Here is a 13,253-nt window from a genome sequence, read left to right as displayed (position 1 = left end):
ATAAACGGCCTTACAATGGGTATAGCAACAACAATGCTGTACCCAAATTCTCGGTTTAACTAATCTTCAATGAATCACCATCCATATCGATTCGAATAGTACTTTCAGCCTGAATCTCTCCTGCTAGCAACCGTTGTGCTAGCGGATTTTCAATCTCCATCTGAATTGCTCGTTTAAGCGGTCTTGCTCCGTATACAGGATCAAAACCAGCCTCAGCGATTTTTTCCAGAGCTGCTGGCGACAAATCAAGTTCAAAGCCTTTTTCAAGTAGACGCTGACGTAAAGACTGTAACTGTATCTTAGCGATAGCTTTGATTTGTTCCAAACCAAGTGGATGAAACACCACTACATCATCAATACGGTTTATGAATTCAGGTCTAAATTGTTGCTCAACGATCTGCATTACCATATTTTTCATTTCGGAATACTGACTCTCTTGATGTTTGTCTTGAATTACATCAGAACCAATATTCGAGGTCATGATTATGACCGTATTTTTAAAATCAACAGTTCGACCTTGACCATCGGTTAGACGACCATCATCCAGTACTTGCAATAAAATGTTGAACACATCTGGATGCGCTTTTTCAACTTCATCCAACAATATGACTGAGTAAGGTTTTCTTCTTACCGCTTCGGTCAAGTATCCACCTTCTTCATAACCGACATACCCTGGAGGCGCACCCACTAAACGGGAAACCGAGTGTTTTTCCATAAATTCTGACATATCGATACGCACCATTGCTTGCTCAGTATCAAACATAAAGTTAGCAAGGGCTTTACATAGCTCTGTTTTACCTACACCGGTAGGGCCTAAGAACAAAAATGAACCTATAGGTCGACTGGGATCAGACAATCCGGCGCGAGAACGTCGTATAGCGTTACTCACTGCGTTCACCGCTTCTGTTTGACCAATCACTCGACTTTGCAAGGCTTCTTCCATGCGCAACAGCTTGTCTTTTTCCCCTTCAAGCATTTTGTTGACGGGAATGCCTGTCCAGCGCGATAACACATCCGCGATTTCGTTTTCAGTCACTTTATTTTTTAACAACTGAGTTTCTGTTTGCTCCGCTTCTGATGCTTGTTCTAATTTCAGTTCAAGTTCAGGAATGCGGCCGTATTGTAATTCTGACATGCGATTAAGATCAGAAGCCCGACGCGCTATTTCCATATCTAATTTAGCTTGCTCAAGTTCAGATTTAATATGCTGTGTACCTTGCATCGCACTTTTTTCAGCATTCCAAATGGCTTCAAACTCAGAAAATTTGTTTTCTAATTGTTCACGCTCCAATTCAATTAGTTCTAGGCGTTTATGACTGGCATCATCTTTTTCTTTAGATAGCGCCTGCTCTTCTAGCTTTAATTGAATTATTCTACGTTCTAAACGATCCATGTCCTCTGGTTTAGAATCCATCTGCATACGGATACTGGAGGCAGCTTCATCAATCAAATCAATCGCTTTATCTGGTAACTGTCGATCCGAAATATAGCGATGCGATAACGACGCTGCTGCGACAATTGCCGGATCAGTAATATCAACAGAATGGTGCAATTCATAACGTTCTTTGAGCCCACGTAAGATCGCAATGGTGTCCTCAACACTAGGTTGATCGACAATGACTTTTTGGAAACGTCGCTCTAAAGCAGCGTCTTTTTCAATGTATTGACGATACTCATCTAATGTCGTTGCGCCAACGCAGTGTAATTCCCCTCGCGCCAAAGCAGGTTTGAGCATATTACCAGCGTCCATCGCGCCTTCGCCTTTACCCGCGCCGACCATAGTGTGCAACTCGTCGATGAATAAGATCACCCGACCTTCTTCTTTAGACAGTTCATTTAGCACTGCTTTTAAACGCTCTTCAAATTCACCTCTAAATTTTGCTCCTGCGATAAGTGCGCCCATATCCAGAGATAGCACACGCTTATTTTTCAATCCTTCAGGCACTTCAGAATTAATAATCCGCTGTGCTAAACCTTCTACGATAGCGGTTTTACCCACGCCAGGCTCACCGATTAATACAGGGTTGTTTTTGGTACGTCGTTGTAAAACTTGGATAGTACGGCGTATCTCGTCATCTCTACCTATCACTGGATCCAGTTTGCCCTGCTCTGCTCGTTCAGTAAGATCTGTAGTGTATTTTTCCAACGCTTGACGTACATCTTCGGCATTCGGATCGGTCACTTTTTGACCACCTCGCATGGTTTCAATGCCTTTCTCGATTTGTGATTGGGTAATGCCTAGCTGACGAAGAATATCGCCTAGTTTGCCTTTATCTTCTAATGCAGCTAACACAAACACTTCAGAACTAATGTATTCGTCTTTACGTTTCTGGGCGATTTTATCGCTCAGGTTCAACAGTACAATGGAGTCTTTGCTCAATTGCACATCGCCGCCAATCCCTTCTACTCTGGGCAATCTATCAATTGCCTCTGCTAGGGATGAGCGTAAACCATTAACGTTAGCTCCTACGCTATCAAACAACGAGCGAATTGAACCACCTTGCTGATTAAGCAAAGCTGTCATTAAATGGACAGGGTCGATATATTGGTGGTCTCGGCCCAATGCAATCGATTGTGCGTCAGAGATTGCCATCTGAAATTTACTGGTAAATCTATCTAATCGCATAAAATTTCCTCAAAATTGATTTACCAACTTAATGGGTACTTTTAGTAACCAATTCAAGGTAAGGAATGATTAATGATTGATCTAGATCAGTAAATTGTCGATAAACGCGAGAGAATTGCGATTTTAATTTGGAATAAGGCCTAAAGTTGGATTTAGGAAAAAAAGCTACTGAATTTATAGCAACTCAAATTACAATTACTGTAAATAAATACCGCATACAAATCGACCTGTCTGAGCTTGGCCGTGATGTTGGGCATACCGATGAGAGTAGAAGTCGCCATGATGAACATAAGTACATATACCACTTTCTACAAAACTACCCACACCTATTGAATGACACTTTTCACGGGCTATTTGGGCTAAACTACACAAGTATTTTCCCTTTTCCGTATCTTTAACAAATGCTTCAGGATACTGAGCAAATACTTTCCTCAAATCCTCAGATACTTGGAAATGTCGTTGCGAAATATGCGGGCCGACCCAAACCGTCAAAGCACCAGGCTCACAATTCATCGCAGCAATTGTGTTTTCAATAATACCATTGGCTAAACCGCGCCAGCCAGCGTGAATGGCCGCCACACAAGTGCCGGCAGTATTCGCCACAAGAATTGGCATACAATCAGCAGTCATCACAGCGCATACACTTTTTCTTTCAGTGGTAAAACTGGCGTCGGCTTTGGCAACTTCTAGAGGTAAAAAATAATCTTTTGTAATACGAATACATCGAATTCCGTGTACTTGCGTTAACCAAGCCACCGAGTCTGCACATGGCAATGCATCTCGATTAAACTGCACATCAGCTGGATTATCGCCAACATGCATTGCCAAATTATTACTCTCGTATGGGGGCTGGCTAACTCCCATTTTACGTGTGGTATAAAAAGCCTTAACACCTTCAGGCAAAGTCCAATGAGGCGTCCGAATTGGGCTTGATAACACAGCTTCAGTCATCGGCAAATCCATGTTCCTTGGTATCTTCTTTGAGAACAGATAGTAGTTCCACCATGTCATCTGGTAAAGGAGCCTGCCAACTCATCCACTCCCCTGTTGTAGGATGAGATAGTTCCAATTGAATAGCGTGCAATGCTTGGCGTTTAAATCCTCTTAACATGTTAATCATATCTTCAGAACAGGCTTTAGGTAAACGTGGTCTGCCGCCATATAACACATCTCCAACTAACGGATATCGCAAATGGGACATATGGACGCGAATTTGGTGGGTACGGCCGGTTTCTAATTTTAGTCTTAGGTGCGTATGGGCGCGATATTTCTGTTTAATACGATAATGAGTGACCGCTGGTTTACCGGTTTCACGGACAGCCATACTGGTACGTTTAGTCGGATGTCGCCCAATCGGAGCATCAACGATACCACCAGCGACCATAGTGCCATAGACCACAGCTTCATATTCTCGACTAATTTCGCGAGCTTGAAGTTGTTCAACCAAATGAGTCTGGGCAGGAACTGTTTTGGCAACGACCATAAGGCCTGTTGTATCTTTGTCGAGGCGATGAACAATACCAGCTCTTGGAACACTAGCGACCTCTGGTGCGTGGCTAAGCAGAGCGTTTAATATTGTGCCGTCTGCATTTCCGGCTCCAGGATGAACAACAAGATCCGTTGGTTTGTTAATCACTAATATATGTTCGTCTTCATACACTATATTTAATTCGATATCTTGCGCCACATGATTTTCTTGCACCTGCAACGTGGCGTCTATGGATACTTGCTCACCACCAAATACTTTTTCTCTTGGTTTATCGCACACAGTCCCATTTAGACTGACACTTCCGGCTAAAATCCATTCTTTTAAGCGAGATCGTGAATAATCAGGGAACAATTCGGCTAAAGCTTGATCTAACCGTTTACCAATTAATGTTTCTGGTACATCTGTAGAGAGTTTTATCGCTTGAGGATCGCTGGGCATGTAAAATTGTGTCCTTAAAGATCTATAAAAATATAATTTCCCGCAACTGGCAATATAATTCACATTATGCGGGTACAAATGCAAACGCCAGATATCACGATTAGGTGATTTATAACAAAACGTGCATCCCATGGATCCCTAGGGTAGAATGCCTCGGATCGATGGATTACTGAAAACAAAGTTTAGCGGATTTTTTAACGCCTGCTAAATCCCTGTATAGAATAAGAGTAACATGACATTTAAAAATTCATTCTACAAACTAATCATTCTGCTTTCTGTTGCCACTATGTATGGCTGTTCTTCTTCACCTGATGATGAAGATATTTTAATTGGGAACAGAAGCGAAAGTGCGCTGTATGATCAAGCAAAAGAAAGTATGTCGCAAGGTAATTTCAACGTTGCGACGGAAATATTAAGTACACTTGATTCTCGTTTCCCTTTTGGACCACATTCACACCAAGTGCAATTAGATCTGATTTACTCTTATTATAAAGTAGGTAAAACAGATGAAGCTATTGCCACTATTGATAGATTTGTGCGACTCAATCCTAATCACTCAGATGTGGATTATGCACTATATATGCGTGGTTTAACTAATTTAGATGCTGATAAAAACCTTTTCCAAGAACTGGTTGGCATTGATCGCTCAGATCGAGACCCGAGCCGTTCACGAGAAGCATTTTCTGATTTTCGCCGTTTAATTAATAAATTTCCCGATAGTAAATACGCTGCTGATGCTAAAAAGCGCATGGTGTTTATTAAAAATCGTTTAGCCAAGTATGAAATCGCCGTTGCACGTTTTTATATGCGCAGAGAAGCTTATGTTGCTGCTGCAAATCGTGGCAGATACGTGCTTGAATACTTCCCTGATTCTAGTGAAATTCAAAATGCATTAGAGATAATGGTTGAATGTTATGACCAACTGGAACTTGAAGAATTAAAAAATAATGCGTTAAAAACCTTGAGACTCAATTATCCAGACAGTCGCTACGTTAGCTAACAGATAAATCTAACGTACTAATTAATTTAAATCATTAAAAAACGCGCTGACAATAATTGCCAGCGCGTTTTTTTTATGGATTGTTAGGATTATACCTAGAAAAACAAGTGACTAAAGGGATTAAGCAAACGTGCGATACCAGATGTGAAGTGCAAGGGCGCATCAACAATGGTAAACACCAAACAGCCTTCACTGGCTTCAGAATATGGCGCGTGAGTATTTTCGCTATTCATCAGAATAAAGTCACCCGTATCATAATGTGAAATACCGTCACTAAACTCACCATCAATCACCAAGGTCAGTTCTGTTCCTCTGTGAGTGTGTTCCGGCACCCGCCCCTGTTTTTGCATAAAAATAAAATTAGCTTTACCTATGGGACCTAAATCAACGGGAGCTTGCCAAAGGTTTCCCAATAGATGTGACCAATTACCGGTCTTTTCAACATAGCGTTTCAAAGCTCTGGGGACAGTAAATTTGCGACCATCTAATTCTATCTGATGGGATTGAGAGATATTGCTCGGCCCCTCAGCAGCGGGTAAACAGGTAATTTCAGCTAACATAGATGCAAAATCAGTGGGTTGTTCAGCCATTCTGTCAATAGGTTGCTCAACAAGTATTTTCGCAGATGCACTTTCTAACTGAGAAATTTGCCTTTTACATTGTGGGCACATGTCAGCATGGGCGGAAATCACCAGCGACAACGCTGGAGCACTTAAGCCTTGAGCAAAATCGCTCAACTGCTGCTGAGTTGGGTGGAAATTAATCATCGTCTTTAATCAACTCTTTCAATCGTTGTAACGCCAACCTTGTACGAGACTTCACAGTCCCCAAAGGAATATCTAGCTGTGAAGCAACCTCTTGTTGAGATTTGCCCTCAATATAAATGGCTTCAATAACCACTTTCTGCTTTTCTGGAAGAGATTCGAACATGGTATTTATTTGTTGCATGGTCATTTGCTGTTCCAGCGAAACCTCGTTGACATCCGCTGTATGCTCGCACAACACTGGCCACAAGTCGTCTGAACAGATGTCTTCCTTGCGGTTTTGTTGTTTGCGCAACATGTCAAATCGTAGATTTCTAGCTATAGTAAAAATCCATGTCGAAGGGGAACCTTTTTCAGCATTGAATAAATGCGCTTTTTGCCAAACATTAGACATAGTGTCTTGCACTAACTCCATCGCCAGCGCTTCGTTTCCTGTTTGTTTCAAGCAATAAGATCTGAGCCTAGGTGCGAAGTAATTAAATACTTCAGCGAACGAACGCTTACAGCGCATTTCAGCCACTGTAACCAAGTGCTCAGACATTTCTTTAGCACATTCTTTAGGTGTGGGTATATTTGCATTTTTCGACTGCAATGGAATTCCGACCAGCATGCGTACTTTCCTGAAATCAAATTATTTCAATTTATACGCATTCAAATAGATAAGGATCACTTTACCAGTTGTGATAAAAATTCCAAGGCTGCTAGACAATCTTTCTGCTGTAAAAAGGTTTGTTTCTGATCTGCATCGACAGGGAGAAGTTCTAACCAGCGATAAACCACCCAAACCGGATCGTCGAATTTGGGGTTAGGGTAAAGCGCTTGAACTTCTGGGTATTTATCGAAAATTTCTTTTAATTTTAAATCTACATCGATATTTCGAGTTTCAACTGCCGAAGATGTCCAGTTTTCTTGCCAGCGGCACTGTCCGATTCTGAGATCGTCCTTTGCCGTCTCAACTGATTCTATACATACACAAGAATGGCCCTTGACAGTGATACCCAGCAAGCCATCTTCCAATAAATCAAAGTCTTCAACTGTGACATAAGTCCCAATTGGATACATATGTTGGTTTGATGTTTTGTCACCCATTGAATTGAGCATACTAATAACGAAGCCAGATTGTTCAGCACAAGCCTCTTTTACCATTCGAATATATCTGGGTTCAAAAATACGTAATGACATTACGCCACCTGGCAATATATGTGCAGACAATGGAAACAATGGAGAAGTAAAGGTTTCAGAAGCCAATTTGCTGTTCCTAATTATTCATCACTAACATCTACGCTAGGCAAAGCAAATTAGATCCAAATAATCTGAAATTTCATCGTTCACCGAAGTTCACCACAAACTAGACTATTTTTAGTCTAAATATGATCCCAATGAAACTGGGTCGAGTAAACCTAACTATGAGCTAACAGAAAGTATTGATCATGAGTGTATTGAAAAAATTCGAAAATTTTTACCGAAACTTGTCGTTGCAATCAATTGCTCACTTGGGCGATGTATATGCTCCCGAAGCAACTTTGATAGACCCGCTTAGCCAACATCAAGGGCTTAAATGTATAAAAGATTACTTTGAAAATTTACTTACTAACACATCAAAATGTGACTGTTTGATTCAACATATCACTGAGGTTGAGGGTGATATTTTCGTAACCTGGAAAATGAGAATAGTGCACCCCCAGCTAAATTCGGGGAAAGAATTTGAAGTTGACGGTATTAGTCACTTAAAAAGCGCTAACGATAAGATTGTATTCCACCGAGATTATTACGACTTGGGAGAGATGATTTATGAGCAAGTCCCGCTGCTAAAACATATTATCAGGGCACTTAAACGAAGGTTAGTCTCATGAAAACAATTTTAATCACAGGCGCAACATCTGGCATTGGTAAAGCGCTCACGCTTTTGTGTGCACAAAAAAATTACAAGGTAATTGCTTGCGGACGAAATCAAGACGCGTTAGAAGCGCTGGCGAAATACGACAATATATCGACACTCAAATTCGATATAGCGAATCAACAGCAAGTTGCTGACGCTTTGCAAAACGTGCATCCAGATATCGCGGTGCTAAACGCAGGTGTGTGCGAATATGTCGATATAGATTGCTTTGAAGTGACATTGTTTAAACGGGTGTTTGACGTCAATTTCATGGGTGTCGTAAATTGCACTGCTTCACTAATCAAAGCGAGCAGTCCACCACAGCAAATAGTGATTGTGGATAGTTTAGCGAGATTGCTGCCCTTCACTCGCAGTCAAGCATATGGTGCCAGTAAAGCAGCCTTACACTACTTCAGTAAGAGTATGCAAGTTGACCTAGCGCCCAAAAACATCCTCATTCAGAGCGCTTCTCCAGGCTTTGTAGAAACACCATTAACGGATAAAAATGATTTCGAAATGCCAATGAAAATTAGCGTCAATGAGGCTGCTGATGCCTTATTAGTGGGAATTGAACAGCGCCATTCAAGCATTTATTTCCCCAAAAAATTAAGTTTTATATTACGTTTTTTAAATCTTTTTCCTGCATGGGCGAAATTTAAAATAAGCAGCAAAATGAAGAATACTCAGGATACTGAATGAAAAAGCGAATCGCGATTATTGGAAGCGGCATTTCTGGCATAACATGTGGCCATTTACTCCATGAAAAGTTCGACATTACCGTGTTCGAAGCCAATAACTACATTGGCGGCCACACCGCCACTGTAGATGTTGATGTAGCCGGAAAAAGTTACGCCATAGACACTGGGTTTATAGTCTACAACGATTGGACTTATCCTAACTTTATTAAGCTACTTGCAAAAATCGGGGTGGCAGGTCAACCCACAGAAATGAGTTTCAGTGTGAAAAACCTGAGTGAAAACTTAGAATACAACGGCAATACAATTAATAGTCTATTCGCCCAACGAAGAAATATTCTTCGTCCTAAATTTCACCGAATTGTCCGCGACATATTGCGCTTCAATAAATTATGTAAACAACTTTTTAGTGAACAAACGCCCGAACAAATTGGCGATATCACTCTGGGCGAGTTTTTAATTCAACATAAATTTAGCGAAGATTTTAATCACAACTATATTTTACCTATGTGCGCTGCGATTTGGTCAGCAACGTTGCAAGATATTAAAGGCTTTCAGCTCGCGTTCTTTTTACAATTTTTCAATAACCATGGGTTATTAAATATCACTGACAGACCACAATGGTACACCATCATTGGTGGCTCCAGAGAATATATAAATCCATTAACAGAAGGTTTCAGGGACAAAATTCTATTGAACAGTCCTATTAGTCAAGTGGAATATGTAGATGGCAAATATCGTATTACATTGGCGGCAGTCGATGGGGATCTAAGTAACAGCAACTTTGAATTCGATGAAGTGATATTTGCCTGTCATAGTGATCAGGCGCTAAAAATGATTAAAAACCCTTCTATTGCACAACAAGATATTTTATCGGCTATGCCCTACAGTCCCAATGAAGTGGTATTGCACACTGATACCTCTGTATTGCCGAAGCGCAGATTGGCTTGGGCGAGTTGGAATTATTTACTCAAAGGTGGTCCTAACGAGGAACAAGAACCAACATCACTCACTTACAACATGAATATTTTACAACGCCTAGAGTCGGAACATACTTTTTGCGTGACACTGAATAATAGTGAGCATATCGCCCCTGATAAAATTTTAAAACAGTTCGAATACCATCATCCTCAATTTAGTTTGCAAAGCGCCAAGGCACAATCCCGAAGAACTGAGATTTGTGGCGTGGCGGGCATGCATTTTTGCGGTGCGTATTGGTACAACGGCTTTCATGAAGACGGTGTGCGCAGTGCTTTAGATGTGTGTAGTCGATTTGGGGCTGAACTCTAATGGACAGTGCGCTATATATTGGCAACGTTTTTCATGCGCGACACCTTCCGAAAAAGCATGCCTTTAACTATAAAATATTTATGTTTTGGCTCAACCTAGATGAAATAGACGAGCTTTGCGAAAACGTAAAAGGCTTTTCTACCAATCGTTTTTCAGTGGTTAGGTTTAAGCGTTCAGATTTTTTAGGTAATCCACAAGATGATTTAAAGTCATCGGTGATACAACGTATGTCTGAATTAGCGCAAAAGCCACTGTCTGGAAAGGTATTTTTGTTAGGCCAACTGCGTATGTTTGGCTTGTATTTTAGCCCAGTCAATTTTTATTATTTACAACAACCAGATGGCACATTTAGTCATCTACTTGCTGAGGTGAGCAATACACCTTGGAACGAAAGACATCACTATTTGGTTGATTTAGCGGTCCAACAAGACTGTGATAAAGAATTTCATGTTTCTCCATTTAATCCCTTAGATATGCAGTATAAATGGAACGTTAAGCAACCTAGCAAAAGACTCACATTGTCACTTAGCTGCTTTAAAGAGCAGAAGCACTTTCAAGCAAATCTCAATCTTGTTCGTGAACCATTGAACTCAAAACACCTTTTACGCGTAATACTAAATATCCCAAGTATGACAATAAAAACCGTTGTCGGTATTTATTGGCAAGCATTGAAATTGTTTGTTAAAGGTGTGCCTTTTTATGGTCATCCTGGCAATAAGGAAAAAAAAGCAGATGTTAAATAGTGAAAACACCCTGACTCAGACTGAAACGTTATCCACCACAGATCGAATTTGCAGAAATATTTTGCTCAAAATTTTCAGTCAGATACCTGAAGGTATGATGACCATAAAAGAACACGGAGTCTTAGTTGACAGGTTTGGCGATGCAAATTCAGATCTTCACGCCGAAATTAACTTTCTCGACTTAAAAGCATACAAAAAATTACTATTTGGAGGTAGCGTCGCTTCGGGTGAAACCTACACGGATAATTTGTGGGAAACGCCAAATTTGACCGATGTGATTCGAATCTTCGCGCGCAATTTGCCTATGCTGGATGCTTGGGAAGCAAAAATGAGATGGATAGCCACTCCACTTCGTCAGATTAGTCATTTAAAAAATAAAAACTCTAAACATCAAGCCAAAAAGAATATCTCAGCACATTATGATTTAGGGAATAGGCTTTATACCCAGTTTTTAGATAACAGTATGATGTATTCCGCGGCTATTTATCCAACCCAAGATATTAGCTTGGAACAAGCCCAACAACTTAAACTCAAAGCGATTTGTGACAAATTGCAACTCAATGAAAATGATCACCTTTTGGAAATCGGTACGGGCTGGGGTGGTTTGGCCATATTTGCAGCTAAACATTACGGTTGCAAAGTCACTACAACAACTATTTCTGATGAACAATTTGATTATGCGCAACAATGGGTAGCTAAGGAAAATCTGACAAGTCGTATCACTTTGCTAAAGCAAGACTACCGAGTGTTAACAGGTCAGTACGATAAACTGGTTTCCATAGAGATGATTGAAGCGGTGGGCAAAGAGTACTTGCCTAATTTCTTTGAAAAGTGTTCTTCACTACTAAAAAAAGATGGTTTGATGCTGCTGCAATCCATCACCATAGATGATCGTCGTTACGAAAGTTACAGTAAAGACGTGGACTTTATTCAAAAACATATATTTCCGGGAGGATTTCTACCTTCTCAATATGAGCTAAACCGGCACTTAAAACTATACAGCGACATGATGATCCGCGATTCACATGATATCGGACTAGATTATGCAAAAACCATCAATCACTGGCATCAGCGCTTCTTAGACAAACGTGAAGTGCTCGCTAAAGAAGGATATGACGAAAGGTTTATGCGAATGTGGCGTTATTATTTTAGTTATTGTGAAGGAGGATTTTTAGAACGCACCATTTCAACAGTGCAGTTAGTGCTAAGTAAGCCGTCTTTCATCGGACAAGTAATCAGATAGCCGATGTTAAAAACTTTGGGATTTTTTTTCATATTGATGGTGAGCAGTAACACAATGAATATAGTAATGGCTAATCCAATAACAGGACTGACGAAAGTCGGTTCTGCCAAACTAGAGGTATTCTTTTTCGATATTTATTTCTCAACTCTTTATAGCAAGAATGGAGAATATGCTGCTGATAACCTGCCATTGGCACTGCAAATAAAATACTTACGTGCAATAAAAAGTGAAGACTTATTGGAGCGCACAGAACAGGAATGGCAAAAACTAGGTTATTCCTCGCAGAATATTCGAAATTGGCTGGATGAGCTTGATTCAATTTGGCCGAATATCAAAAAAAATGACGTACTGACCTTGAAGGTCAATGCGAATGGTCACAGCCAATTCTTTTTTAATGATGATCTCATTGGAGTGATACAAGACCCCAAATTTGGACCGAGTTTTCTGGCCATATGGCTCGACGAAAACTGCAGTTACCCCAAACTTCGTAAACAACTGATTGGAGGTTAACGATGAACTTTATTCAATACACAGCGGTTTGCGCTGCAATGGTCGGTTTATCTGGGTGTTCATCCTCGGTCGATGATTATCAAGGAACCACACCAGAATTTAAACTAAAAGAGTATTTTTCAGGCAATGTAACCGCGTGGGGAATTGTGCAAGATATCAATAACAAAACGACTCGTCGTTTTTGTGTTGACATCATTGGCACTTGGCAAGGTGATAGCGGAAAATTACACGAAACGTTTTACTATGCAGATGGCGAAACGCAAATCAGACAGTGGCAACTTAATATTCAGCAAGACGGCACTGTCACAGGGTCTGCAGGTGATGTAATTGGCCAAGCAAGTGGCGAAGCTAATGGTATGAGTTTCAATTGGCACTATACACTCAGAGTGCCTGTAGATGATTCAGAATTTGATCTGAAAGTAGATGATTGGATGTACATGTTGGATGAAAAGCGCATGATGAATCGTTCGTATATGAGTAAATTAGGTATCGGAGTGGCAGAAATTTCCATCTTCTTTGATAAAACTGAGCCGCTTAGGAAATGCCAATAACCTAGGGAGTTAGGTTAGCATCCCC

The 13,253-nt window shown here is 40.6% G+C and carries 14 protein-coding genes; 8 read left to right on the top strand and 6 right to left on the bottom strand.

Features of this window, described 5'->3' with window-relative positions; translation table 11 throughout:
* Positions 1–55 precede the first annotated feature (55 nt).
* The 3 genes from clpB to rluD all read right to left on the bottom strand — a co-directional run bounded on the left by clpB (position 56) and on the right by rluD (position 4,553).
* Positions 56–2,626 carry an ATP-dependent chaperone ClpB gene (clpB, locus tag VUI23_RS05890; protein WP_216050061.1) on the bottom strand — a complete coding sequence of 857 codons (2,571 nt, stop codon included), beginning with the start codon at positions 2,624–2,626 and terminating at the stop codon, positions 56–58.
* 195 nt (positions 2,627–2,821) lie between these two features.
* Positions 2,822–3,577, bottom strand: coding sequence for a peptidoglycan editing factor PgeF (gene pgeF / locus VUI23_RS05885; RefSeq protein WP_216050060.1), 756 nt, complete (start codon positions 3,575–3,577; stop codon positions 2,822–2,824).
* The gene (rluD, locus tag VUI23_RS05880; protein ID WP_216050059.1) at positions 3,570–4,553 is read right to left on the bottom strand and encodes a 23S rRNA pseudouridine(1911/1915/1917) synthase RluD; all 984 of its coding nucleotides are present in this window, start codon (positions 4,551–4,553) and stop codon (positions 3,570–3,572) included. Before rluD ends, pgeF begins: the two co-directional genes overlap by 8 nt.
* Before the next feature lie 232 nt (positions 4,554–4,785).
* Here rluD and VUI23_RS05875 point away from each other — a divergent pair, with 232 nt between their 5' ends.
* Entirely contained in the window at positions 4,786–5,553 is a 768-nt protein-coding gene (locus tag VUI23_RS05875; RefSeq protein ID WP_216050058.1) for an outer membrane protein assembly factor BamD, read from the top strand.
* 95 nt (positions 5,554–5,648) lie between these two features.
* Here VUI23_RS05875 and VUI23_RS05870 read toward each other — a convergent pair whose 3' ends face one another.
* The 3 genes from VUI23_RS05870 to VUI23_RS05860 are packed head-to-tail and all read right to left on the bottom strand — an operon-like array spanning position 5,649 to position 7,565.
* Positions 5,649–6,320 carry a ChrR family anti-sigma-E factor gene (locus tag VUI23_RS05870; RefSeq protein WP_216050057.1) on the bottom strand — a complete coding sequence of 224 codons (672 nt, stop codon included), beginning with the start codon at positions 6,318–6,320 and terminating at the stop codon, positions 5,649–5,651.
* Positions 6,313–6,927, bottom strand: a complete 615-nt coding sequence (locus tag VUI23_RS05865; RefSeq protein ID WP_216050056.1) for a sigma-70 family RNA polymerase sigma factor — start codon at positions 6,925–6,927, stop codon at positions 6,313–6,315. The genes VUI23_RS05870 and VUI23_RS05865 overlap by 8 nt, the downstream gene beginning before the upstream one ends.
* Positions 6,928–6,983: 56 nt before the next feature.
* Positions 6,984–7,565, bottom strand: a complete 582-nt coding sequence (locus VUI23_RS05860; RefSeq protein ID WP_216050055.1) for an LON peptidase substrate-binding domain-containing protein — start codon at positions 7,563–7,565, stop codon at positions 6,984–6,986.
* 182 nt (positions 7,566–7,747) lie between these two features.
* On the opposite strand from VUI23_RS05860, the gene VUI23_RS05855 reads away from it, so the two are divergent.
* From VUI23_RS05855 to VUI23_RS05825, 7 genes are read left to right on the top strand one after another with little or no spacing between them, the layout of a single operon-like run.
* Positions 7,748–8,170 carry a nuclear transport factor 2 family protein gene (locus VUI23_RS05855; protein WP_216050054.1) on the top strand — a complete coding sequence of 141 codons (423 nt, stop codon included), beginning with the start codon at positions 7,748–7,750 and terminating at the stop codon, positions 8,168–8,170.
* On the top strand, positions 8,167–8,895 hold the full coding sequence (locus VUI23_RS05850; protein WP_342807286.1) for an SDR family NAD(P)-dependent oxidoreductase: 729 nt from the start codon (positions 8,167–8,169) through the stop codon (positions 8,893–8,895). The genes VUI23_RS05855 and VUI23_RS05850 overlap by 4 nt, the downstream gene beginning before the upstream one ends.
* Entirely contained in the window at positions 8,892–10,181 is a 1,290-nt protein-coding gene (locus tag VUI23_RS05845) for an FAD-dependent oxidoreductase (RefSeq protein ID WP_342807284.1), read from the top strand. The genes VUI23_RS05850 and VUI23_RS05845 overlap by 4 nt, the downstream gene beginning before the upstream one ends.
* The gene (locus VUI23_RS05840) at positions 10,181–10,924 is read left to right on the top strand and encodes a DUF1365 domain-containing protein (RefSeq protein WP_342807282.1); all 744 of its coding nucleotides are present in this window, start codon (positions 10,181–10,183) and stop codon (positions 10,922–10,924) included. The genes VUI23_RS05845 and VUI23_RS05840 overlap by 1 nt, the downstream gene beginning before the upstream one ends.
* The gene (locus VUI23_RS05835) at positions 10,914–12,167 is read left to right on the top strand and encodes a cyclopropane-fatty-acyl-phospholipid synthase family protein (protein ID WP_216050050.1); all 1,254 of its coding nucleotides are present in this window, start codon (positions 10,914–10,916) and stop codon (positions 12,165–12,167) included. Before VUI23_RS05840 ends, VUI23_RS05835 begins: the two co-directional genes overlap by 11 nt.
* 54 nt (positions 12,168–12,221) lie before the next feature.
* Complete coding sequence (locus tag VUI23_RS05830; RefSeq protein ID WP_252729369.1) at positions 12,222–12,677, top strand: chalcone isomerase family protein; 456 nt, start codon at positions 12,222–12,224, stop codon at positions 12,675–12,677.
* Positions 12,678–12,679: 2 nt separating this feature from the next.
* On the top strand, positions 12,680–13,228 hold the full coding sequence (locus tag VUI23_RS05825) for a DUF3833 domain-containing protein (RefSeq protein WP_342807280.1): 549 nt from the start codon (positions 12,680–12,682) through the stop codon (positions 13,226–13,228).
* Positions 13,229–13,253 lie beyond the last annotated feature (25 nt).

It is taken from the genome of Alteromonas sp. M12 (genome assembly GCF_037478005.1).
In the GTDB taxonomy this organism is placed as follows: Bacteria; Pseudomonadota; Gammaproteobacteria; order Enterobacterales; family Alteromonadaceae; genus Aliiglaciecola; species Aliiglaciecola lipolytica_A.
This window is presented reverse-complemented; position numbering and strand designations above follow the sequence as displayed.